The sequence below is a fragment of the Citrobacter sp. RHB21-C05 genome, assembly GCF_013889015.1.
Lineage (GTDB): Bacteria > Pseudomonadota > Gammaproteobacteria > Enterobacterales > Enterobacteriaceae > Citrobacter_A > Citrobacter_A sedlakii.
Window position 1 is genome coordinate 885,040 of the sequence record NZ_CP057611.1, and the last position, 24,241, is coordinate 909,280.

General features: G+C 54.9%; 22 protein-coding genes. 13 read left to right on the forward strand and 9 right to left on the reverse strand.

The features are described from left to right. Positions 1-12 precede the first annotated feature (12 nt). Both HVX72_RS04210 and rlmM read left to right on the forward strand, forming a co-directional pair. Positions 13-408 carry a DUF423 domain-containing protein gene (locus tag HVX72_RS04210; RefSeq protein WP_042288868.1) on the forward strand — a complete coding sequence of 132 codons (396 nt, stop codon included), beginning with the start codon at positions 13-15 and terminating at the stop codon, positions 406-408. Next, entirely contained in the window at positions 401-1,501 is a 1,101-nt protein-coding gene (gene rlmM / locus HVX72_RS04215) for a 23S rRNA (cytidine(2498)-2'-O)-methyltransferase RlmM (RefSeq protein ID WP_042288866.1), read from the forward strand. Before HVX72_RS04210 ends, rlmM begins: the two co-directional genes overlap by 8 nt. A gap of 29 nt (positions 1,502-1,530) precedes the next feature. Here the strand turns inward: rlmM and fucR are convergent, their stop codons facing one another. The 4 genes from fucR to fucI are packed head-to-tail and all read right to left on the reverse strand — an operon-like array spanning position 1,531 to position 5,954. After that, on the reverse strand, positions 1,531-2,241 hold the full coding sequence (gene fucR / locus HVX72_RS04220) for an L-fucose operon activator (RefSeq protein WP_060569369.1): 711 nt from the start codon (positions 2,239-2,241) through the stop codon (positions 1,531-1,533). A 43-nt stretch (positions 2,242-2,284) separates the two neighbouring features. Further along, on the reverse strand, positions 2,285-2,707 hold the full coding sequence (gene fucU / locus HVX72_RS04225) for an L-fucose mutarotase (RefSeq protein ID WP_060569370.1): 423 nt from the start codon (positions 2,705-2,707) through the stop codon (positions 2,285-2,287). 11 nt (positions 2,708-2,718) lie between these two features. Continuing rightward, complete coding sequence (gene fucK, locus HVX72_RS04230; RefSeq protein ID WP_181822602.1) at positions 2,719-4,128, reverse strand: L-fuculokinase; 1,410 nt, start codon at positions 4,126-4,128, stop codon at positions 2,719-2,721. 50 nt (positions 4,129-4,178) lie between these two features. Further along, positions 4,179-5,954, reverse strand: a complete 1,776-nt coding sequence (gene fucI, locus HVX72_RS04235) for an L-fucose isomerase (RefSeq protein WP_042288856.1) — start codon at positions 5,952-5,954, stop codon at positions 4,179-4,181. A gap of 474 nt (positions 5,955-6,428) precedes the next feature. On the opposite strand from fucI, the gene HVX72_RS04240 reads away from it, so the two are divergent. From HVX72_RS04240 to fucA, 5 genes are all read left to right on the forward strand, one after another. Beyond that, positions 6,429-7,928, forward strand: a complete 1,500-nt coding sequence (locus tag HVX72_RS04240) for a sugar ABC transporter ATP-binding protein (protein WP_181822603.1) — start codon at positions 6,429-6,431, stop codon at positions 7,926-7,928. Between the two features lie 3 nt (positions 7,929-7,931). Continuing rightward, the gene (locus HVX72_RS04245; RefSeq protein WP_042288851.1) at positions 7,932-8,915 is read left to right on the forward strand and encodes an ABC transporter permease; all 984 of its coding nucleotides are present in this window, start codon (positions 7,932-7,934) and stop codon (positions 8,913-8,915) included. 73 nt (positions 8,916-8,988) lie between these two features. Further along, on the forward strand, positions 8,989-9,939 hold the full coding sequence (locus HVX72_RS04250) for an ABC transporter substrate-binding protein (RefSeq protein WP_060569372.1): 951 nt from the start codon (positions 8,989-8,991) through the stop codon (positions 9,937-9,939). Positions 9,940-10,080: 141 nt separating this feature from the next. Next, a complete protein-coding gene (locus HVX72_RS04255; RefSeq protein ID WP_042288844.1) occupies positions 10,081-11,079 on the forward strand; it encodes a LacI family DNA-binding transcriptional regulator in 999 nt (332 codons plus the stop codon). A gap of 47 nt (positions 11,080-11,126) precedes the next feature. Continuing rightward, the gene (fucA, locus tag HVX72_RS04260; RefSeq protein WP_181822604.1) at positions 11,127-11,774 is read left to right on the forward strand and encodes an L-fuculose-phosphate aldolase; all 648 of its coding nucleotides are present in this window, start codon (positions 11,127-11,129) and stop codon (positions 11,772-11,774) included. Positions 11,775-11,783: 9 nt separating this feature from the next. On the opposite strand, the gene xni is transcribed toward fucA, so the two are convergent. The 5 genes from xni to queF form a co-directional block, all read right to left on the reverse strand. After that, positions 11,784-12,542: a flap endonuclease Xni gene (xni, locus tag HVX72_RS04265; RefSeq protein ID WP_181822605.1), complete on the reverse strand. Its 759-nt coding sequence runs from the start codon at positions 12,540-12,542 to the stop codon at positions 11,784-11,786. Between the two features lie 108 nt (positions 12,543-12,650). Beyond that, a complete protein-coding gene (sdaB, locus tag HVX72_RS04270; RefSeq protein WP_042288836.1) occupies positions 12,651-14,018 on the reverse strand; it encodes an L-serine ammonia-lyase II in 1,368 nt (455 codons plus the stop codon). A 59-nt stretch (positions 14,019-14,077) separates the two neighbouring features. Further along, a complete protein-coding gene (gene sdaC / locus HVX72_RS04275; RefSeq protein ID WP_042288834.1) occupies positions 14,078-15,367 on the reverse strand; it encodes an HAAAP family serine/threonine permease SdaC in 1,290 nt (429 codons plus the stop codon). Between the two features lie 526 nt (positions 15,368-15,893). After that, positions 15,894-17,258, reverse strand: a complete 1,365-nt coding sequence (gene ppnN, locus HVX72_RS04280; RefSeq protein WP_181822606.1) for a nucleotide 5'-monophosphate nucleosidase PpnN — start codon at positions 17,256-17,258, stop codon at positions 15,894-15,896. Between the two features lie 112 nt (positions 17,259-17,370). Further along, entirely contained in the window at positions 17,371-18,219 is an 849-nt protein-coding gene (queF, locus tag HVX72_RS04285; RefSeq protein ID WP_042288829.1) for an NADPH-dependent 7-cyano-7-deazaguanine reductase QueF, read from the reverse strand. Positions 18,220-18,287: 68 nt separating this feature from the next. Here queF and syd point away from each other — a divergent pair, with 68 nt between their 5' ends. From syd to HVX72_RS04315, 6 genes are all read left to right on the forward strand, one after another. Beyond that, positions 18,288-18,833 (forward strand): SecY-interacting protein, encoded by a 546-nt coding sequence (gene syd / locus HVX72_RS04290; RefSeq protein WP_042288827.1) that lies wholly within the window; start codon positions 18,288-18,290, stop codon positions 18,831-18,833. Between the two features lie 635 nt (positions 18,834-19,468). Further along, entirely contained in the window at positions 19,469-19,798 is a 330-nt protein-coding gene (locus tag HVX72_RS04295) for a YqcC family protein (protein WP_181822607.1), read from the forward strand. Continuing rightward, positions 19,798-20,580 (forward strand): tRNA pseudouridine(65) synthase TruC, encoded by a 783-nt coding sequence (gene truC / locus HVX72_RS04300; protein ID WP_042288822.1) that lies wholly within the window; start codon positions 19,798-19,800, stop codon positions 20,578-20,580. Before HVX72_RS04295 ends, truC begins: the two co-directional genes overlap by 1 nt. 18 nt (positions 20,581-20,598) lie before the next feature. Continuing rightward, a complete protein-coding gene (locus HVX72_RS04305) occupies positions 20,599-21,048 on the forward strand; it encodes a flavodoxin (RefSeq protein WP_042288819.1) in 450 nt (149 codons plus the stop codon). Between the two features lie 478 nt (positions 21,049-21,526). Further along, a complete protein-coding gene (gudP, locus tag HVX72_RS04310; RefSeq protein WP_042288816.1) occupies positions 21,527-22,879 on the forward strand; it encodes a galactarate/glucarate/glycerate transporter GudP in 1,353 nt (450 codons plus the stop codon). A gap of 2 nt (positions 22,880-22,881) precedes the next feature. After that, on the forward strand, positions 22,882-24,222 hold the full coding sequence (locus tag HVX72_RS04315) for an enolase C-terminal domain-like protein (protein WP_181822608.1): 1,341 nt from the start codon (positions 22,882-22,884) through the stop codon (positions 24,220-24,222). Positions 24,223-24,241: the final 19 nt, after the last annotated feature.

Genomic DNA, 24,241 nt, shown 5'->3' on the forward strand with positions numbered 1-24,241 from the left:
TAGGGTATTACCATGACCAGCCGTTTTATGCTGATTTTTGCCGCTGTCAGTGGCTTTATCTATGTTGCTCTGGGCGCTTTCGGGGCGCACGTGCTAAGCAAAACCCTTGGTGTGGTTGAGATGGGCTGGATCCAGACCGGTCTGCAATACCAGGCGTTTCATACGCTGGCGATCTTCGGTCTGGCGGTCGCGATGCAGCGCCGCATCAGCATCTGGTTCTACTGGAGTAGCGTTTTTCTGGCGTTAGGCACTGTGTTGTTTAGCGGCAGCTTATATTGCCTGGCGCTGTCGCATTTGCGCCTGTGGGCGTTTGTGACCCCGGTTGGCGGGGTGAGTTTCCTGGCAGGGTGGGTGTTGATGTTAATCGGCGCCGTTCGTTTGAAGCGTAAGGGCGTTGTTCATGAATAAAGTGGTGTTGTTGTGTCGCCCGGGCTTTGAAAAAGAGTGCGCTGCGGAAATTACCGATAAAGCGGGACGTCGCGAATTGTTTGGCTTTGCGCGCGTTAAAGAAAACGCGGGATATGTCATTTATGAATGTTATCAGGCCGATGATGCGGAAAAAATTATCAGCGAGCTGCCGTTCAGTTCACTGATCTTCACCCGCCAGTGGTTTGTGGTGGGCGAGCTGCTGCAGCATTTGCCGCCGGAAGACAGGATCACGCCGATCGTCGGTATGCTGCAGGGCGTGGTCGAGAAGGGCGGCGATCTGCGGGTTGAAGTGGCGGACACCAATGAAAGCAAAGAACTGATGAAGTTCTGCCGCAAGTTTACGGTGCCGTTGCGCGCCGCGCTGCGTGACGCAGGCATTCTGACGCACTATGAAACGCCGAAGCGTCCGGTGGTCCACGTCTTCTTTATCGCGCCGGGATGCTGTTATACCGGTTATTCGTATGCTTCAAATAACTCCCCGTACTACATGGGCATTCCGCGCCTTAAGTTTCCCGCCGACGCCCCAAGCCGCTCGACGCTCAAGCTGGAAGAAGCGCTGCACGTGTTCATTCCGGAAGATGAGTGGGATGAGCGTCTGGCGAACGGGATGTATGCGGTGGATTTAGGCGCCTGCCCCGGCGGCTGGACTTACCAGCTGGTGAAGCGGAACATGTGGGTTTACTCGGTCGATAACGGTCCGATGGCGCAAAGCCTGATGGATACCGGACAGGTGACCTGGCTGCGGGAAGATGGCTTTAAGTATCGCCCGAACCGTAACAACATCTCATGGATGGTATGCGATATGGTGGAGAAACCGGCGAAAGTGGCGGCGCTGATGGCGCAGTGGCTGGTGAATGGCTGGTGTCGTGAAACCATTTTTAACCTCAAGCTGCCGATGAAAAAACGCTATGAAGAAGTCTCCCAGAACCTGGCGTATATTCAGGCGCAACTGGATGAACATGGCGTGAACGCGCAGATCCAGGCGCGTCAGCTCTATCACGATCGCGAAGAAGTCACGGTGCACGTGCGTCGCCTGTGGGCGGCGGTAGGCGGGCGTCGCGACGAACGCTAAAACTACGCCGGAAGAGGCCTCGTTTGGCGCTATCTTGCCGACACGTCTGAAACAATAGACGTCACCTCATCCAGATGACCCAGCCGGGCCTCTCCCGAACGGTTGAATTTGCTTTTATCGATCAGCAGCAGCGACTGCGCGGCGCGACTCAGCAGTACGGATTTATATTCAGCGTTAAAAGCGCTGGAATCCCACAGCGCGCCGTGGCGGTCGATTCCTTCACAGGAAAAGATAAACAGATCAATTTCCAGCGTTTTCAGTTGAGAAATGAGTGAGGGATTCACATAACAACGGTGTTTACGCTCAAGCGTACCGCCAGAACAAATCAGTTGAATGTGCTCGCGCTTGCCTAGCGCCTGGCAGATTGGCTGACTGTTGGTGAACACCTGAATGTCGATATCCGGTAGCTGCCGCGCCAGATACCAGCAGGTTGAACTGGCATCCAGCGCAATGACCATACCGTTTTCGATCCAGCCGAGCGCCTTTCTGGCAATGTCTGCTTTGTGGGCGTAATGGCTTTTCAGACGAAGAGAAAACGGATCGCCGTTATCTCCGTTTTCCCGCCGAATGCTTTTTGCCCGTCCGTGGCTACGCAACACTTTGCCCTGACTTTGTAACGCGCTGAGATCGCGGCGGATGGTCTCTTTACTGACATTAAGCAGCGCGGCCAGCGCGTCAGTGGTCAGGCTTTGATGCTGACTAAGCAGATGCACTATCGCTTGCTGACGTACCGCTTTCATCGCTGACCCTCTCACCGTCCGGAAAACTCTGCCGCGGGTGAGATTACGGCGTTACGCCTTTTTTTAAAAGAATATTCCCGTATTTGGCGCGCTCGCCGGTGATGACGATCGCAAAAGCCTTTTGCGCGCGTTCGTAAAAAGCGAAGCGATCGATGCGCACAATGTCAGGGCAAGGCATTTGCAACGAAAGGGCATCGCGATAGCGGGTCTCAACATCCGGGTCGAGGGTATCGCCCTCAACCGCCGCCATCATCACCACCGGCGGCGCATAGCTGTCCAGCTCGAACAGCGGAATGATCGCCCGCAATAATTCGCTAACCTGCAGTCCATCGGCGCGGATTGTCTGCGGCCCCATGCTGTGTGCCGGAAAGTGCGCGTCCGAGAAAACGATCTCGTCGCCATGTCCCATTTCCGCCAGCACCTTGAGCAGTTCAGGCGAGATTAATGGAGAAAGTGTTTTAAGCATGAACCACTCCTTTAGTGTGACGGATAGGGTGACTGAGGATGAAAATAACGGTACTGGTAGCGCACCTGCTCGCGCGCCTGCTGCGGACTGGCAAATTCGCCAACGCCATACCAGCCAAACATCGCCGCCCCGGCGACGGTGGTCTCCGCGTCGTCAAGCACCTTAATGGGGAGGTTCAGCACGTTGGCTTTGATTTGATTCCACAACGGGTTGCGGCTTCCTCCCCCCACCAGCAGAAGCTCCGTTGCCCGGAAGTGCCCGATGCTTTCCAGCATATGCAGGTTTTGGCGAAGCTGTTCCGTTAAGCCTTCCAGCGCCGCGCGGTATAAATGCGCGCGAGTGGTGGCGAGCGTTACCCCTTGCCAGCCCGCCAGCGGGGAGGTAAGCAGTTCACACTGCATTCTGACCCCTTCAGCGCCAGGCGGTACACGCTGTGCCTCATCAATTAGCGTTTGCCAGGGCGTGTCGGGCGTCCATAACAGTTTGCGCGTCCATTCAAGTACGCCGGAGGCCAGCCACTGCATGCCGGGGTTATACAATCCGCTCTGGCTGTCCAGTTCACAGGTTGATCCGGCATAGCGGCTTAACGTCGCGGTATCGACCTGGCGACTGCGTACCATCAGGATTTCCCAGGTGCCGGAGGAGAGCACCGGCTCGTCCTGCGCCGCGCCCGCGCCAAACAAGGCAAACTGAGTGTCGTGTCCGGCGGAGATCACCGGAACGCCCGGCGGCAGTCCCAGCAGCGTCGCAGCGGTAGGCTGCAGCAAGCCGATTCGTTCACCCGCTTCTACCAGCCGGGGAAACAGCGCGCGCGTCAAACCGGCGGCCTGCAAAATATCGCCGCTGAAATCGCGCTGGTGAAGATCCAGCAGCTGGCTGGTGCCGGCCATTGTGATATCGGTGGTGAATTCGCCGGTCAGACGCTGATTAATCAGTGAGGAGATAAACAGCCAGGCATGCGCCTGCGCCAGAAGCGCAGGGTGATTCTCTTTCAGCCACACCAGCTTATACAGGGTATTAAAGCTGAATGCGCCCACGCCGGAAATCGCCTGAAGCTGGCGTGGCGGCATAAAACGGCCGATGGCGTCCATGACCGCCGCCGTGCGCGGGCATTTCCAGCTAATTACCGGATACAGCAGTTCGCCGCGCGCATCCACCAGCGCGCCGTCAACGCCAAAGGTGGTCACCGTAATGCCGCGAACCCGGCAGGCGGACAGTTCGCCGCTCAGCATCCGGCAACACCCGGCGAAGCGTTGCAGTATGGCGTCAAGCGACCACTGATGCCACGCGCTGTTTTCAGTGGCCGCCTCGCTGGCGTTAGGCACCGAGGCGCGGGCGACAATCTTGCCCTGCTGATCGACGGCTATCGCCCGCACGTTGGTTGCGCCACAGTCGAGAACCAGAATAACGTCATTTTTCATAAGGACTCCCGTTGCCGGATGGCATTACGCTATCCGGCCCACGTCGAATCTTAACGCTTATACAGCGGCCCGTAGTTCTGGCAGGCGCGGTAATCCTGACCTTCGATATCCATGCCGTGCGCGGCCCAGGCGGAAGGGCGATAAATTTTCGCTTCGTCCACGTTATGCATACAGACCGGAATACGTAGCATTGCAGCGAGGGTAATGAAGTCAGCGCCAACATGTCCCACGGTGAGCACCCCGTGGTTTGCGCCCCAGTTTGCCATGACCGAATAAACGTCAGTGAACGGTCCTTTGCCGGTTAGCCGCGGAGCGAACCAGGTGGTCGGCCAACTGGAGTCAGTACGCTTGTCGAGTGTGTCATGAACCGCTTTCGGTAGCGCCACGCTCCAGCCTTCGGCGATCTGCAATACCGGCCCCAGTCCCTTGATGATATTCACACGGGTCATGGTGAACGGGACGCCGCCTTCGCTCAGGAAGCGTGACGAATAGCCGCCACCGCGAAAATACTCGTGGATCGCCGGGCACCATTCGGTGGCTGCCAGACAGGCGTCGGCTTCCTCTTGCGTCACCTCCCAGTGCGGTTTCAGCGTCGGGTTGCCGTCACTGTCCCGCTGTTTACAGGTGCCGTCGAGCGCGGCGGAACCGGAGTTGATCAAGTGGATGATGCCGTGTTCCGCCGTACCGCTGAGGGTATGGCCGGTGACGCGTTTAACCGCGTCCGGCGACCAGTAGGTACGCACGTCAGCGAAGACCTGCGCCGTGCCGGTCAGTTGATGGCCGAACAACATCGCGACGCCGTTCAGGCTATCGTTTTCAGTGGCGACCACCAGCGGTTCGCGCACTCCGTTCCAGTCAAAGGAGCTGTTTAGCAGCGCTTCGGCGGTATCGCCGTTCGGGTATTGATCGGTCCAGTGGCGCTGTCCCTGAAAACCTGCCGCGATGGCGTTGTAGCCGAGGGACTCTTCCACGCGTCCCCTCTCCGCCAGCTTGCTGTTGCCCTGCATCATGTCGCGGATGCACATTGCCATCAGCAGGCTTTCGCGCAGGATGTGTCGGCTCTGTTCAGCGTTGCGCTGGTACTGTTTCGCATTTTTATCTTCGCCAAAGCGGAAATGGGCATCGGCCCAGGCCAGCGCCATTTCCAGTTCGGCTTCGTCGTAAATGTTATGATCGATACGGCGGCGCAGTTCGGTCATATCGACGGACTGCACCTTCATGCCGAGCCAGGACTCAAAGAAATTATGATCGACTATCGATCCGGCAATACCCATTGAGACACCGCCCAGCGAGAGGTAGCTTTTGCCCTTCATGCTGGCCACCGCCAGTCCTGCCCGCGCAAAGCGCAACAGCTTCTCTTCCACGTCGGCAGGAATGGCGCTGTCGCCTGCATCCTGCACATCCTGACCGTAAATGGAAAACGCCGGGATCCCTTTCTGGCTATGGGCCGCCAACGCCGCAGCCAGATACACCGCTCCCGGGCGTTCAGTGCCGTTAAATCCCCAGATAGCCTTTGGACGCATTGGGTCCATATCGATGGTTTCGCTGCCGTAGCACCAGCACGGGGTAACGGTGATTGTCAGACCGACGTTCAGGCCGCTGAATTTTTCTTCGCAAGCGGCGGCTTCCGCCATCCCGGCAATGCAGCTGTCGGCAATGACGCATTCGACGGGCGCGCCGCAGGCATAGCGCAGCTTTTCCGTCAGCAGAGCGGCGGTAGCTTTCGCCATATTCATGGTTTGGGTTTCCAGTGATTCGCGAACGCCCATACGGCGTCCGTCGATCACCGGACGAATACCGATTTTTGGCAGGGACATTTTCTTCATGCGTGGTTCCTCATCTTCGTTTAGACGCGCTGCGCAGGCGGAAGAGAGGCGCCACCGCGGCAGTCGGCTGAAAAAATGTGTTTTTGCTAACTCGAGTTAGCTTAGGTATTGGCAGGTTTTTTACACAACTTTTTTCTGACGGGATTGTGAGAAACTTCACGAGAAGTGGTTAAAATTCGATCTACGTCAAATAAAAGCGCGTGACGATTTCTATAAAAATCAATCTATTTCAATTGGTTAAAATAAAGAGTCTGCCCGGCGTCACAAATTCACGCCAAATAATTTGGCTATTTGGGGTGGCTAAAATAGCTTTAAAAGGCAAATCGCTAACTCGAGTTAGCAATATTCAGCATTGAGCCAACGTGACGTATCACTGTTTTCAGGAAGAATTCACATTCGCGGTAAGGGGCGGCCCTGAGAACGTACTTCGCCTGATTTACAGCCTGCGGTTTCTGATTATTGAGGAAAGCAGCAATGTCCGAAACATTTTTACAGATGAATCATATTACGAAACGCTTTCCCGGCGTATTAGCGTTGAGTAATGTGAATTTCACGCTCCGTAAAGGCGAAGTCCATGCGCTATTAGGTGAAAATGGCGCGGGTAAATCAACGCTAATGAAAATCTTAGCGGGCGTTTATCAACCGGACGAAGGCGAGATTATCTTTGAGGGAAGACCGATCGCGTTTAGCGATCCGCTTAGCGCGCAAAATGCTGGCATCACCATTATTCATCAGGAATTTAATTTATTTCCTGAATTAACCGTTGAAGAGAATATCTTTATTGGCCGCGAGTATTGTAAAAATAACCGTTGGCGGCTGGATGAAAAACACCAGCGCCAGGCGGCGACGGATATTTTGCAAAAGCTCAATCTAAATATTGCCCCCGATACGCTGGTCTCAGACCTGACGGTCGCGCAGCAGCAAATGGTGGAAATCGCCAAAGCGATCTCGGTTAACGCCAAAATTTTGATTATGGACGAACCCACCGCGGCGCTCACCGAAACGGAGATTGAGAGCCTGTTCCGCGTTACCCGACTGCTCAAGGCGCAGGGGACCGGCATTGTTTACATCTCGCACCGTCTGGAAGAACTGGCGCTGATCGCCGATCGCGCCACCGTGATGCGCGACGGTCAGTACATCGATACCGTGGAGTATGAAACGGTAAAAATCAGCGATCTGATAGCGATGATGGTGGGCCGCGAGTTGGGCAATATCTTTCCCCCTCGCGCGCGAAAGGCGCGCCGGGAGCCGGTGCTGGAGGTCTGCGGGTTAACGCGAAAAGGCGTGCTGAACGATATTCACTTTACCCTTCACCGCGGTGAAATTCTTGGTTTCGCCGGGTTGATGGGGGCTGGACGAACCGAACTGGCGCGGGCGATTTTTGGCGCCGATCCGGTCGATGCCGGGACGATAAAGCTCCACGGCAAAGCGATCGTGATTAACGATATTGCCGATGCCATCGCACAAGGTATTTGCTATTTAACGGAAGACCGCAAGAAGGAAGGGCTGGCGCTCAATCTTTCCGTCGAGCGTAACATTATGCTGGGCAATTACCCTGAGTTTTCTGACCGCTTTGGCAATGTTGATACCCGACGTTGCCAGCAAATCAGCGAGGAGCAGGTAAACGCGCTCAGAATAAAAACGCCGCATCTCGAACAGGCAGCCATTAATTTAAGCGGTGGGAACCAGCAGAAAATTATTATTGCCCGCTGGGTGTGTAAGGATACTGAAATTCTCATTTTTGATGAGCCAACCCGGGGAATTGATGTCGGGGCAAAACTGGAAATCTATGAATTAATGAATCGCCTGGTGGCGAAAGGTAAATCGATAATCATGATTTCCTCTGAATTACCGGAAGTGTTAGGCATGTGCGATCGCATCTTAGTGATGCGCAGCGGTCGTATTACCGGTGAATTAACTGCCGATAACGCCACACAGGAAAAAATCATGCAGTTCGCGACGTTAGAGGATTAAATCATGACCATCTCTGTCACCTCATCTGCTACGAATAATAAGAAATTAAAAGTTAACAAAGCGCTACTGATGCGCCTCGCGCCGCTGTTGAGTCTGATCATTCTGATCATTTTCTTCAGCTTCAGTTCGCCCTTTTTCTTTAATACCGAAAATATCATGACCATCGCGTTACAAACCTCGGTGATTGGCATTATGGCGATTGGCGTGACCTTTGTGATTATCACCGCAGGAATCGACCTTTCATTAGGCTCAGTGGTGGCGTTTTCCGGCGTCGCGGTGGGAATTTGCGCCACCCTCGGGCTGCCGCTGCCCGTCTGTATTCTGGCGGGCGTCATTGCCGGAGGGCTTTGCGGTTACGTCAACGGCCTGCTGGTCACCAAAATGACCATCCCGCCGTTTATTGCCACCCTCGGGCTGATGATGTCCGTTCGCGGGATCAACATGGTGATGACGGATGGCCGCGCAATCTATTTTGCCGATTACCCCACCTTTAAGCTGCTGGCCCAGGGGCGTTTGTTCGACGTACTGCCGTATCCGGTGTTTTATCTCGTTATCGTGGCGCTGGTGGCGGGGTACATTCTCAAGAAAACGGTGATTGGCCGCTATGTCTATGCCGTCGGCAGCAATGAGGTGGCGGCGCATCTCTCCGGTATTAAGGTCCAGCGGGTCAAAATATTCGTTTACGCCTTTTGCGGGCTACTGACCGGCATCGCGGGCGTCATTCTGGCCTCACGCCTGAACTCCGGGCAGCCTACGGTTGGCGTCGGCTATGAACTGGAGGCGATTGCGGCAGTCGTTATCGGCGGCACCAGCCTGATGGGCGGCATTGGCACCATCGGCGGCACTATCATTGGCGCGTTCATCATGAGCGTACTGAAAAATGGCCTGAACCTGATGGGCGTTTCCCAGTTCTGGCAAATGGTGGCGATGGGCATTGTGGTGGTGGCCGCTGTGTACCTTGATACCTTACGCAAAAAAATTCGTTGATTTACGCTCCCGGCAGTCACGGGGCATACAGACCCTGACGTAAAGGGTGAGACACTCACAACGGAGTCACATAATGAAAACCAGGCATCTTGTTTATGCGTTATCCCTGCTGGCGTGCATCTCTTCCGGCGCGCTGGCGAAAGATTTAAATCTTCCGGTGATCAGTAAAGGTTTCCAGCATGAATTCTGGCAAACCGTGAAAATGGGGACCGAAGCGGCGGCGAAGGAGCTGGGCGATAAAACCAGCTATGTCGGCCCTGCCGATGAAACTCAGATCGCCGAGCAAATTCAACTGGTGGAAAATGCAATGGCGAAGAAGCCCAACGGCCTGCTGCTGGCGGCGCTGGACGCTAACGCGCTGGCGCCGCTGGTAGAAACCGCCAATTCACGCGGTATCAAGGTGGTGACCTTTGACTCTGGCGTTAATTCTGATATTCCGGTGAGCTTCGTGGCGACCAATAACCGCAAAGCCGGGGCGGAAGCCGCCGACGCGCTGGCGGCGCAGGTGAATAAGAAAGGCAAGGTTGGCATTATCGCCCACGTAGCGGGGACGTCGTCGGCGATTGAACGTTCGGAAGGATTTATTGCGCGCATGAAGGAGATGTACCCGGATATTCAGGTGCTGCCGGTACAGTACAGCGACGGCGATCCGCAAAAAGCGATGGATAAAACCATCGATATGATCCAGGCGAACCCGGATCTGGCGGGGATCTACGGCACGAATGAGGGATCAACGCTCGGTGTCGCCAACGCCATCGACAGCCAGAACCTGAAAGGCAAAGTGAAAGTCATTGGCTTCGACAGCACTGAGGCGATTATCAATTTCCTGAATGCTGGCGTGATTCAGGGGTTTGTGGTGCAGGATGCGTTTCAAATTGGCTATCAGGGGATCAAAACGCTGAATGCGGCGCTTTCTGGCCAAACGGTGCCGAAAGAGATCGACATTCCGGTGAAATTTGTCAGTGCGCAAAATATCAATACGCCGGAAATTGACAAGCTGTTGCATCCGTTTGGCAAAAAGTAAGGCCGTGGGGGGCGAGGCCTGCGCCCCCGTTTATGCGTAACGCCCGCCGGCTCACGCTTAAGCGACTGATGCGGTAAGACAAAAGTGTAAAATGCTTTTATGATTGTGAATTGACGCTTGGACGGTGACTGGGGCAATGACATGGCTAAGACAGTAGAACAGATAGCCAGCGATCTGAATTTATCGGTAACGACCGTGAGACTGGTGCTAAATGGAAAAGCTGAACAGTATCGCATCAGCCTCAAGACACAAACGCGAATAAACGAATATGTGGAGCGCTATGGATATGTCATTAACCATTCCGCCCGTAGCCTTAAGCTGAATAAAACGTATACCCTGGGACTCATTGTTCCCAATATTTCTAACGTCTTCTTCGCCACGCTGGCAGAAAAGCTGGAACAGCGCTGTCGGCGTTCCGGCTACCAGTTGATGATCAGCTGTACCTATGACGATGTGGATTACGAAAATAAGTTAACGAAAGCGTTAATCGCCCGTAATGTCGATGGTCTGTTTATTGTGCCTTCGACCCTGGAAAATCAGCAGCATCATTTACGCCAGGTGAGAAAACCGATGGTATTGCTGGATCGTGATTTTAAATATACCGATAACGCGCTGGTGGAAAGCCATAATATGTCGGGCGGTGAGCAATTAACCCGGCAATTACTGGACGCAGAAAAATTGCCGGTCTGGTTTCTGGTGGGCGATACCGGTTTACCGAGTATCAGCGACCGTCTTAACGGTTATCTGAACGCACTCAGAGAAAAAGGCATTCACCATCGTGACTGGGTGCGCGAAGGGCCGGTGAACACCCCGGAAGGCGGTTACGAGATCATGCAAACGCTGATGGATGAACAAGGATGCCCGCAAGCGTTTATCGCGTCCTCATTGCCGGTTCTCGAAGGGGCGGTGAGAGCGATCCGCGATCGCGTTGGCGTCGTGCCGCCTGACATCAATATCGGCACCTTTGACGAACATCCGATGCTTGGGTTTTTGTCGAATAACGTCTGGTCGATGCAGCAGGATGAAAACGCCTGGGCTGAAAAGGCGGTGGACATGATGCTCAGTGCAATCGATGAACGACCAGTGAAAGAAACCGTAAAAGTGGAAATGAAATTAATTAAGCGCGTAAGACAAAAATAAGATGCGCAAAAAAATCAGCCATTGAACCGATTACCCGGAGAACAAAGATGGAAAGAACGCAATTATCCCGTGAAATCATTGAAACCTGTTTAGAAATGACCCGACTGGGACTTAATCAGGGAACGGCGGGAAACGTCAGCGCGCGTTATCAGGACGGCATGTTAATTACGCCCAGCGGCATTCCTTATGAACGCATGACGGAAAATATGATCGTCTTTGTCGATAACGACGGCCATTATGAAGACGGGAAATTGCCCTCCAGCGAATGGCGTTTTCATCTGGCGGCGTATCAGACGCGCCCGGACGCGAATGCCGTGGTCCACAACCATGCGATTCATTGCACCGCGGTTTCTATCCTTAACCGCCCGATCCCGGCTATTCATTACATTATTGCCGCAGCGGGGGGGAATACCATTCCTTGTGCGCCTTATGCGACCTTTGGCACCCGTGAGCTTTCCGGGCACGTCGCCGTCGCGCTGAAAAATCGTAAAGCCACGCTGTTGCAGCATCATGGGTTGATCGCCTGCGAAGCGAATCTGCAAAAAGCGCTGTGGCTGGCGCATGAGGTGGAAGTGTTAGCGCAACTGTACATGAGTACGCTGGCGGTGGTTGACCCGGTGCCCGTGTTATCAGATGCAGAGATTGCCGTGGTGCTGGAGAAATTTAAAACTTACGGTTTACGCATAGAGGAATAATTACAATCACTACGCTTTGACCAGCCGTAGCTGCTGCAGGTTGCCGTCGAGTTGTAAATCCGTTTGCAGTCGGGCGATATCGCGACAGAGAAAAGCCATCTCTTTATGCTCATCCAGTTTTTTACGCCACTTTTCCGGCACTTCCGCCAGGTGTGCGTAAAGTCCTTCCAGCGTCTGAAACTGCGCCAACAGCTGCGTGGCGCTTTTCGGACCGATACCGGCGACGCCGGGCACCTTTGAGCTACTGATCCCCGCCAGTCCCCAATAGTCTGGTAACTGTTGGGGCGAGACGCCAAACTCTTTTTCAATGAAGGGGGCATCCAGCCAGCGCTTCTGAAAGTAGTCGCGGATGCGCAGCGTCGGGGAGAGAAGCTGGCAATAACCTTTGTCTGTCGACACGATGGTGGCCTGATGACTGGCCTGAGTGACTTTCACCGCCAGCGTTGCCGCCAGGTCGTCAGCTTCGTGACCGTCAGATACCCAGCAGGCGACGCCGCGCTGTTCAAAGGCGGCACGCAGAGCGGGCATCTCGTCATGCAGGTCATCCGGCATTGGCGGGCGACCCGCTTTGTAATCCGGAAGCCGTTGGTGACGCCATCCGCTGTTTCGCGCTTCATCATCAAATACCGCCACGGCGTGGGTGGGTTGGCTGTGGAGAATCAGCTGATCCAGCGCATGCTGGCAGGTCTGCGCGCACGGCGAACCCTGCACGGCATGAATGCGGCGAATCAAATTGAGCGCGTCGACAATAAGCAGATGGACAGCCACGGTGTTCTCCCTTTACAACCTGCGGGTAGGGTAACATTCACGGCGAAATGAGGCGAGCCTGGCGTGGTTTGCCCGGTAAGCGCTATGCCACCGGGCAGACGGCAGGCGTTAGTCGCAGGTGACGATTTTCATTGCCAGACCGCCGCGAGAGGTTTCGCGGTATTTGGCGTTCATGTCTTTTCCGGTTTCATACATGGTTTCGATCACTTTATCGAGGCAGACGCGCGGTTCGCTGGTGCGACGCAGCGCCATACGCGCCGCGTTGACCGCTTTTACTGAGGCGATCGCGTTACGTTCGATGCACGGCACCTGTACTTGTCCCGCGACCGGGTCGCAGGTCAGACCGAGGTTGTGTTCCATGCCGATTTCCGCTGCAATGCACACCTGCGCCGGGCTGCCGCCCAGCAGTTCCGCCAGACCCGCCGCCGCCATAGAGCACGCCACGCCGACTTCGCCCTGGCAGCCTACTTCCGCACCGGAAATGGAGGCGTTCATTTTGTACAGTGAGCCAATCGCACTGGCAACCAGCATATAGCGGGCCAGCGAGTTCGCATTCACTTCACGGATGAACTTATCGTAGTACGCCAGCACCGCCGGAACGATACCGCAGGCGCCGTTGGTCGGTGCGGTGACTACGCGCCCACCGGCGGCGTTTTCTTCGTTAACCGCCAGCGCGAACATGTTGATCCAGTCCACGACGGCCATTGGATCGGTCGTGGTTTTATCCTGGCTGACCAGCATCCGGCGCAACGCCGCCGCACGGCGCGGCACACGCAATTTTCCGGGCAGAACGCCTTCGGTGGTAATGCCGCGCTCAATACCGCTGCGCATCACTTCCCAGACGTTGGCAAAGTGCTGTTCCAGCTCTTCTTTGCTGTGCAGCGCCAGTTCGTTTTGCATCATCAGGCCGGAAAGCGAGAGCCCGGTTTCTGCGCAATGTCTTTGCAGATCGGCGGCAGATTTGTATGGATAGGGCACTTCGACTGGCGCACTGTTCGGTAAACCGAAATGGTCTTCATCGACGATGAAGCCGCCGCCAATGGAGTAATAAGTCTGGCTGTAGAGGACGGTTTCTCCTGCCAGCGCGGTAATGCGCATTCCGTTCTCGTGCAGGGACAGGTTGTCGGCATGGAAATTCATGCACTTATCCACCGGGAATTCGACCTCATGCTGACCATTTGCCAGCAGCAGACGCCCGTGGGTATTCACATCCTGAATAAAACTCGGAATGGCATCGATGTCGACGCTGTCCGGCAGATTTCCCGCCAGACCCATAATAATCGCGATATCGGTGTGGTGGCCTTTCCCCGTCAAAGACAGAGAGCCATAAACATCCACCACGACGCGGGTGACATCGGTAAGCATGTTGCGGGCAATCAGATCGTCCGTGAACTGTTTGCCAGCCTTCATTGGTCCAACGGTATGAGAACTGGAAGGGCCAATGCCGATTTTGAAGATATCGAAGACGCTAATCATAGGACTTCCATTAAATAAAGCTCGGGAGGACGCGCCGCCCACAGGCGGCGCTGTAAAACTTAGCTGAACAGAGAGTAGAAAATTGCGGAGATAGCGATCAGACCCATGATGACAACGAAGACGTTGCTGATATGGCCGCTGTACTTACGCATTGCCGGTACTTTCTGAATCGCGTACATCGGCATCAGGAACAGAATCATCGCGATGATCGGGCCGCCCAGGGTTTCGATCATACCGAGAATGCTCGGGTTCAGCGTCGCGACAATCCAGGTGGTCACCAGCATGAACAGCGCGGTAATGCGGTTCAGTTTGTTGATCTCGATGGATTTACCTTTACCACGCAGAGATTTGATAACCATGCCGTTGAAGCCTTCACGCGCGCCCAGATAGTGGCCGAGGAAAGACTTCGTGATGGCGATCATCGCAATGATCGGCGCCATCCAGGCGATGATCGGCGCGTTAAAGTGGTTCGCCAGGTAAGACAGAATCGAGATATTCTGCTCTTTCGCCGCGGCGAGATCCGCCGGGGACAGGCTCAGTACGCAGCTGAAGACGAAGAACATGACCGTCAGCACCATCATGATGTGGGCGAACGCCAGAATCTTAGCGCATTTTTTCTCGGCGCCGTCGCCGTACTCTTCACGCTTCGCTACCGCGAAAGAGGAGATGATCGGCGAGTGGTTGAAGGAGAAGACCATCACCGGGATCGCCAGCCACAGGGTCATCCACAGGCCGTTGCCGGTAGAGGCGGCGGTATCAAAGGACAGCGTTTCCAGCGCCGCGCCGTTCCACTGCGGGATCAGGTACAGAGCCAGCAGCATCAGCGCTGCCACAAACGGGAACACCAGGATGCTCATCGCTTTCACGATCATCTGCTCGCCGAAACGCACGATAGTCATCATACCGACAATCAGAATCAGGGACAGAATCGCACGCGGCGGCGGCGTGATAGCCAGCTGATGCGTCAGAAAGCTTTCCACCGTGTTGGTGATCGCCACGCTGTAAACCAGCAGGATAGGGTAAATGGCAAAGAAATAGAGCAGGGTAATCAGCTTACCTGCGCCGATACCGAAGTGCTCTTCAACCACTTCAGTGATGTCTTCGCCCGGGTTTTTACCGGACAGAACAAAGCGGGTCAGGCCGCGGTGGGCAAAAAAGGTCATCGGGAAAGCGATAATCGCCATGATGATCAGCGGAATCATGCCGCCGACGCCTGCGTTGATTGGCAGGAACAGTACGCCCGCACCGATAGCCGTGCCGTAAAGGCCCAGCATCCACATGGTATCTGTCTTGCGCCATGCGCTTCGGGAATCAATCGAAGCAATAGTGCTGGTTTGAGTGGTTTCCATCTATTTCTCCTGGAGGATGCTAAAAGTCAGGTTGCTGGTCTAATCCAATGAAAAAAGTCCCGACCGTAAAACGAAATTTCATCAAAGACGATTTTTATATAATTTTTCGCCGTAATAATTTGCGGGCGGAAAGATACAGATAACCAATGAATCTATCAGTGATCGCGATCCCAAATGCAATAATCCACCTTTAATGTGGATAAAATTGGATCATTAATCTGTCAAAAAATCATCAAAGCGAATTTACGCGCGCGAAGGCTAGCATTAACGATACAGCGACGGGAAGTTTTCCCCGAGAGATGCGGAGGTTACGCTGTAAAAGTGCCATTTATTGGTGGTTTCTGATGCCTAAGCAAAGTTAAGAATGATAAAACGCGGTATCTCAGGGCGGGTAATCGTTTGCGTAGAAAAATAATGAGTATGATTTATAAGTGAAACTAATTAATTAGCGAGGCTATCTTATTGGTATCAATAAAAAAACCGGAAGGGCCTGCAGCCGTTTCCGGTTCGTTCAGGACTTTTCGCCTCAGGCGCAGATTTCGTAGCAGGGAATGTATGCAGAGCCAGGCAGCTTCATACGGTGTTGCGCGACAAACCCTTGCAGTAGATCGTCCATGCGCCGCATCATCGCCTTATCGCCATGGATTTTGTAAGGACCATATTGCTCGATGGCGCGAATGCCGACTTCCTTCACGTTACCCGCGACGATCCCGGAGAACGCGCGACGCAGGTCTGCCGCCAGCACTTCAACGGGCTGGTCAGGGTACAGCTTCAGGTTAGCCATATTTTCATGGGACGGTTCGAACGGCATTTGCAGATCCGGCGCGATGCGAATCGACCAGTTGAAGCTGTAGGCATCGCCAGTGTCACGACGGTTCTCTTTCACCCGCGGCATCGCTTTTTTCATCAGACGCGCCACTTCCGCCGCATCGTCGATAATAATCCGGTAGTGACTGCGCGCCGCTTCACCCAGCGTGTGCACGATAAACTCGTCCAGAACGCGGAAGTAGTCGGCGCTCTCTTTCGGGCCGGTGAGGAGCAGGGGCAGCACCTGATCTTTGTTCGCCGGATTCATCAGGATCCCCAGCAGGTACAGCAGTTCTTCCGCAGTACCGACGCCGCCCGGGAAGATGATAATCCCGTGGGCGATGCGTACGAACGCTTCCAGACGTTTTTCAATGTCCGGCATGATGATCAGTTCGTTGACCAGCGGATTTGGCGGTTCGGCGGCGATGATCGACGGTTCGGTCATGCCGATAAAACGACTGTCTTTGTAACGCTGCTGGGCGTGACCCACTGCCGCGCCCTTCATTGGCGCTTCCATTGCCCCCGGCCCGCAGCCGGTGCAGATGTTCAGTTCACGCAGACCCAGTTGCGTGCCGACGCGGCGGGCGTACAGGTACTCATTTTCGTTAATCGAGTGGCCGCCCCAGCACACCACCATGTTTGGCGCTTCGCCCACGTGTAGCGCTCTGGCGTTACGCAGAATGGAGAACACCAGGTTGGTAATGTGTACCGAACTTTCGAGATCCAGATGCTGGAAACGGCCCGCGTTATGGATCTGGCCGTTGACAAACAGGATGTCGCGCAGCACGGCAAACAGGTTGGCCTGTAGCGCGCGGATAATACGTCCGTCAACGAAAGCGTCTTCCGGTGGGTTGATCAGCTCCAGCTTCACGCCGCGCTCGCGGCGCAGCACGTTGATGTCGAAGGTTTCAAAGCGGGACAGCAGCTCTTTGCTGTTGTCAGTCAGACTGCCGGAGTTTAAGACGGCAAGCGAACAGTTACGAAACAGTTGATACAGGTCGCTGCTGGCCGTGCGTTTAAGCATATCGACTTCCAGTTGCGACAGCATGTCCATTGAGCCAAGCGGGCTAATATGTGTAATCAAGTAAACTCCTTATGGGACGCAAAACGTCATTCCCTGTTGATTACAATAGCCCTGGCTTATGATCTTTCACAACCTTGAGTGCGGAATCAGGCACGCAAAACGGTGAAATAATTTACTGGCGAACCAGTCTGCCGAGCGCAGGAACGAAATCGGTATTGCTCCGCCATGGGTTAATATCCAGTCCGCCACGGCGGGTGTAACGCGCGTAAACGCTGAGGGTTTCCGGCTGGCAGAAGCGCAGCAGGTCATTGAAGATGCGTTCCACGCACTGTTCATGGAACTCGTTATGATGACGGAAGGAAACCAGGTAACGCAGCAGCTTTTCGCGATCTATTTTCCGGCCGCGATACTGGATCTGAATGGAGCCCCAGTCCGGCTGGTGAGTGATCAGACAGTTGGATTTCAGCAGATGGCTGACCAGCGTCTCCTCTACGACTTTTTCGCCGCTGGCGGCATCCTGCAGAGCGTCGGTGGTGAACTGATAGTTGTCGATGCTGATGTCCTGATCGTCAATACAGGCGCCATGAAAATGGGCGATCGGCTGGCCTTCCAGCTCATCCAGGCGGTACAGCGCGACGCTGACTTGTCCTTGCGCGCAAGCGCTGAGATCGTTTTCCAGCGTCTGGCGCACCGCGTCCCAACTGTCAAAACGGGTCTGGTTAAAGCTGTTGAGATAGAGCTTAAAGCTTTTGGATTCAATCAGATTAACGCTGGCGTAATCCAGTTCCACCTGCCCGACCGCGACCTGCGGCAGGCCTTTGGCGTTCAGCCACGACAGTTCGTACAGCGTCCAGATGTCGCCGCCGTGAAAGGGCAGGCGGTCAGCGTGGAGGCCGAGCGGGTCGCGATTGAGGCTGCGGGGAACGCCCTGTAACAGGCTGGCGTCGTAATTATCCCGGTAATCGGTTGATTTACCAAGAGTCAGGCCGTCAAGCGCCTGATGGTTTTCATAAGAAGACATGTTTCACCGTCGTAAACCAGATACACTATGGCTCCAGTGTATCCTGGCTTTTATGATGAGAGAAACCGGTGAACGAACAGACTGCATTGGCCCTGAAGGCTTTTACGACGCGTTATTGCGACGCATGGCATGAAAAACAGCAAAGTTGGCCGATGAGCGAGGAGCTGTATGGCGTGCCTTCTCCCTGCATCATTTCCTCTACTCAGGACGCGGTTTACTGGCAGCCGCAGCCGTTTGAGGGCGAGTCGAATGTAAACGCGGTTGAACGCGCCTTTGATATTGTGATACAACCTGCCCTTCACGCGTTTTACACCACGCAGTTTGCCGGCGATATGCCCGCACAGTTTCACAATGAAACGCTGACGCTGCTGCAAACCTGGAGCGCTGACGATTTCCGTCGGGTTCAGGAAAACCTGATTGGTCATCTGGTTACGCAAAAACGTCTGAAGCTGCCGCCGACGCTGTTCATCGCCACCCAGGAAAATGAACTGGAGGTGATTTCAGTGTGTAATCTGTCTGGTGATGTCATCAAAGAAACGCTGGGAACGCGGCAACGCACCGTTCTGGCTCCCTCCCTTGCGGAATTCCTTACTCAGCTTAAGCCTGTTCTGTAATCCATTTACCTGGTAATGTTGTGAGAGATCTCTTACACGCCCTGTAGGAGATCGCCAGGTGATAAGTGAAGACTTAAGGGCATAAGAATTATCAATATCCTAATAAATCAGATGGTTAACTAATTCGTGTCAACTTTCATATGAAATTTTCCTTAAGGCATTGCCTGTAAGTCCCTTGTAAGACGGCGTAAAAAAGGCGATTCTATGTACGTCGACAGGGAGTCGCACAACAAAGCGAACATCAGGATGATGGCGCTTTGGCAGGACACACCAGGACGGTGTTGCAAGGAAAGGCTTCAGGACGAAGCAAAGTGGAAAACGCAGGAAGGCGTTAAAGGACACCTCCAGGAAGGAGAATGAGAGCCGGTCAGGATGGTCGGTGGGTCAGGAAGGCCAGGACACTTCAGGATGAAGTTTTCACATCGGGGTGGTGTGAGCAGGATGCGCACGTTCAGGATGAACAACGGGTCGCAAGACCGCTGGAAAAGTTGTCAAGGATGAGCAGGGAGCACTAAAAGTAGCTGGAATGCTGCGAAACGAACCGGGAGCACTGTTTTTACAGTGCTCCCTTTTTTTATTTCTTTTTTTACTGGTGGTATTCTTCGCGCCACATTTTTCTTTACTGAGGTGACTTCATGACGACTCATGACCGTGTGCGTCAGCAGCTTCACGCACTGGAAGCGCTGCTGCGCGAGCATCAACACTGGCGGATGGATGAACCCGAAGCCCACCTGTTTACCAGTACGCAGCCTTTTTGCATGGATACCATGGAGCCGCTCGAGTGGCTGCAATGGGTGTTGATCCCCCGGATGCAGGCCCTGCTGGACAGCGCCCAGCCATTGCCTGAGGCTTTTGCCGTCGCGCCGTACTACGAAGTGGCGCTGAGCGCCGATCATCCGCAGCGTGAGGTTCTGATCGCCGCGCTGCAGGCGCTGGATGCGCTGTTTGCGCAAGATAAATCCTGATGCTGGAGATTCTGTATCAGGACGAATGGCTGGTGGCGGTCAATAAACCCTCCGGTTGGCTGGTGCACCGCAGCTGGCTCGATCGCGATGAAAAAGTGGTGGTGATGCAGACCGTGCGCGATCAGATTGGTCAGCACGTTTTTACCGCCCACCGTCTCGACAGGCCCACCTCCGGCGTCCTGCTGATGGGGTTATCCAGCGAAGCCGGACGGCGGCTGGCGCAGCAGTTTGAGCAGCATCAGATCCAAAAGCGCTACCACGCGATTGTACGCGGCTGGCTGATGGACGACGCGGTGCTCGACTATCCGCTGGTAGAAGAACGAGACAAAATCGCCGATAAATTTGCCCGCGAGGATAAAGAGCCGCAGCCAGCGGTGACCCATTATCGTGGTCTGGCGACCGTAGAAATGCCGGTGGCAACCGGGCGGTATCCAACGACGCGTTACGGTCTGGTGGCGTTAGAGCCAAAAACCGGCCGCAAGCATCAGCTCAGGCGTCACCTTGCGCATTTGCGTCATCCGATTATCGGCGACAGCAAGCATGGCGATCTGCGGCAAAACCGCAGCGCAGCGGAACATTTCGGCTGCCATCGTCTCATGCTGCACGCCAGCGCGCTTTCTCTGACTCATCCCTTTACCGGCGAGCCGCTGACGATTCGCGCCGGGCTGGATGCGGTCTGGATGCAGGCGCTGGCGCATTTTGGCTGGCGAGGATGTCTCCCCGACAATGAAAGGGTTGAGTTAAGCGCGTCGGCAGGTCAGGATGAAGGCGTAAATTCGTAACTCAGGGAGTCAGTAAGCATGGCGAAAATAGGCATTTTTGTCGGGACGATGTACGGAAACTCGCTGTTGGTTGCCGAAGAAGCCGAAGCGATCCTCACGGCGCAGGGACATGAGGCGACCGTTTATGAAGATCCTGAACTGAGCGACTGGCAGAACTATCAGGATAACGTCGCACTGGTGGTGACCTCCACAACGGGGCAGGGAGATTTACCTGACAGCATCGTGCCGCTGTTTCAGGGCATAAAGGATAATCTGGGGTTTCAGCCCAATTTGCGCTACGGCGTTATCGCGCTGGGCGACAGCAGTTACGTGAATTTCTGTAACGGCGGCAAACAATTTGATGCCCTGCTGCAGGAACAGCGCGCGCAGCGCGTCGGCGAGATGCTGTTGATTGATGCCAGCGAACATCCGGAACCCGAAAGCGAATCGAATCCCTGGGTGGAACAGTGGGGAACGCTTTTATCGTGAGAGTAAACCCTCCCCCTACCGGGAGGGACTCCCGCTTGCGCCAGTAAGCAAGGGGGACAACCTGAAATCAGTTTAGTCAAAACTGAATCGTGTTAGCATCGGGCAAATGCCTAAAATCCTTTCAGACGAAAGGGTTTTTATTGACGTTTTCATAGGGTCAAGCGACCTGATTCACACTCCTGCCTTTTCTGCCTCTCCTGCCGGGCGAATTCCCTGACTGCTTTTCATTTCCGTGAAGTCGCTTCCATTACCCTGGGCTTTTGCCACAAACCGACGCGTTATCCCCCTGAAATGTTGTGTTGTTGCACGGTGAGCAACCTCCTGGCGCTTTTTATACTTCTCCTGCCAGTTATAAAAAAGCAGTACGCAAGGCGAACGACCTACAAAAAGCTGCCATGTATGAAACGTCACCTCTGATTCCCTACCGGCTGTGCAGTTCAGAGTGAGCGTGACTAACGCAAAATTCAGGAGTGCAACAATGAGTTCATTAAGTCAGGCTGCGAGCAGTGCGGAAAAACGCACTAACGCCCGCTACTGGATAGTGGTGATGCTGTTTATCGTCACATCCTTCAACTACGGCGACCGCGCGACGCTTTCTATCGCTGGTTCCGAGATGGCCAAAGACATTGGCCTCGATCCGGTCGGTATGGGTTACGTTTTCTCTGCGTTCTCATGGGCCTACGTTATCGGTCAAATTCCGGGTGGCTGGCTGCTCGACCGCTTTGGTTCCAAACGCGTCTACTTCTGGTCCATCTTTATCTGGTCGATGTTTACCCTCCTGCAGGGCTTCGTCGATATCTTTAGCGGCTTCGGCATTATCGTCGCGCTGTTTACGCTACGTTTCCTGGTCGGTCTGGCGGAAGCGCCCTCTTTCCCGGGCAATAGCCGTATCGTCGCAGCGTGGTTCCCGGCGCAGGAAAGGGGAACCGCGGTGGCGATTTTTAACTCCGCGCAATACTTTGCCACCGTTATTTTCGCCCCCATCATGGGCTGGCTGACCCACGAAGTAGGCTGGTCGCACGTGTTCTTCTTCATGGGCGGACTGGGTATCGTCATCAGCTTCATTTGGTTGAAGGTGATCCACGAGCCGAACCAGCATCCGGGCGTCAACCAGAAAGAGCTTGAGTACATTGCAGAGGGCGGCGCGCTGATCAACATGGATCAGAAGAGCAACAAAGCTAAAGTGCCGTTCAGCGTGAAATGGGGACAGATCAAGCAACTGCTGGGCTCACGCATGATGATCGGGGTTTATATCGGCCAGTACTGCATCAATGCGTTGACGTACTTCTTTATCACCTGGTTCCCGGTTTATCTGGTGCAGGCGCGGGGCATGTCGATACTGAAAGCGGGTTTTGTGGCCTCGGTTCCCGCCATCTGCGGCTTTGTTGGCGGCGTACTGGGCGGCATTATCTCCGACTGGCTGATGCGCCGTACCGGCTCGCTAAATATCGCCCGTAAAACGCCGATTGTGATGGGGATGCTGCTGTCGATGGTGATGGTGTTCTGTAACTACGTTAACGTCGAGTGGATGATCATCGGCTTTATGGCGCTGGCGTTCTTCGGTAAAGGGATTGGCGCGCTGGGCTGGGCGGTAATGGCGGACACCGCGCCGAAAGAGATCAGCGGTCTGAGCGGCGGTTTGTTCAACATGTTCGGCAACATCTCCGGTATCGTGACGCCTATCGCCATCGGCTACATTGTCGGCACGACCGGCTCCTTCAACGGCGCGCTGATCTACGTGGGGATCCATGCGTTGGTCGCGGTGCTGAGCTACCTGGTGCTGGTGGGTGATATTAAACGTGTCGAACTGAAACCTGTTGCGGGGCAATGATCATGACAACGCAATCGAGTCCTGTTATCACCGACATGAAGGTCATTCCGGTGGCCGGACATGACAGTATGCTGCTGAACATCGGCGGCGCGCATAACGCGTACTTCACCCGAAATATCGTGGTGCTCACCGACAACGCCGGGAATACCGGCGTTGGCGAGGCGCCGGGCGGAGACGTGATTTATCAAACGCTGGTCGATGCCATTCCGATGGTGCTCGGTCAGGAGGTGGCCCGGCTGAATAAAGTGGTTCAGCGGGTGCATAAAGGCAACCAGGCTGCAGACTTTGACACCTTCGGCAAAGGGGCGTGGACGTTTGAACTGCGCGTTAACGCGGTCGCCGCGCTGGAAGCGGCGTTGCTCGACCTGCTGGGCAAAGCGCTGAATGTGCCTGTCTGTGAGCTGTTAGGGCCTGGCAAGCAGCGCGATGCGGTGACGGTGCTGGGTTACCTGTTCTATATCGGCGATCGTACAAAAACCGATCTGCCCTATCTGGAAAACACCCCGGGGAATCACGACTGGTATCATCTGCGCCATCAGGAAGCATTGACCTGCGACGCGGTCGTGCGTCTGGCGGAAGCCTCGCAGGATCGCTACGGCTTTAAAGATTTTAAACTCAAGGGCGGCGTTCTGCCGGGCGAGCAGGAGATTGAAACTGCCCGTGCGCTGAAAACACGTTTTCCGGATGCGCGTATCACCGTTGATCCGAACGGCGCCTGGCGGTTGGATGAAGCCATTGCGTTATGCAAAGGGCTGAACGATGTGCTGACCTACGCGGAAGATCCCTGCGGCGCGGAACAGGGCTTCTCTGGTCGCGAAGTGATGGCGGAATTCCGTCGGGCGACCGGGCTGCCGGTCGCAACCAACATGATCGCGACCAACTGGCGCGAGATGGGCCACGCGGTGATGCTCAACGCCGTTGATATTCCGCTCGCCGATCCGCATTTCTGGACGCTTTCCGGCGCGGTACGCGTGGCGCAACTGTGTGACGACTGGGGCCTGACCTGGGGCTGCCATTCCAACAGTCACTTTGATATCTCTCTGGCGATGTTTACTCACGTTGGCGCGGCCGCGCCAGGCAAACCGACCGCCATTGATACCCACTGGATTTGGCAGGAGGGTGATTGCCGCCTGACCCGACATCCTCTGGAGATCAAAAACGGCAAAATTGCCGTTCCGGACGCGCCCGGGCTGGGCGTTGAGCTGGACTGGGATCAGGTGCATAAGGCGCATGAAGCGTACAAAAAGCTGCCCGGCGGCGCGCGCAATGACGCAGGCCCGATGCAGTATCTGATCCCCGGCTGGACTTTTGACCGCAAACGCCCCGTTTTCGGTCGTCACTGATTTTGAAAAGGACAAGATT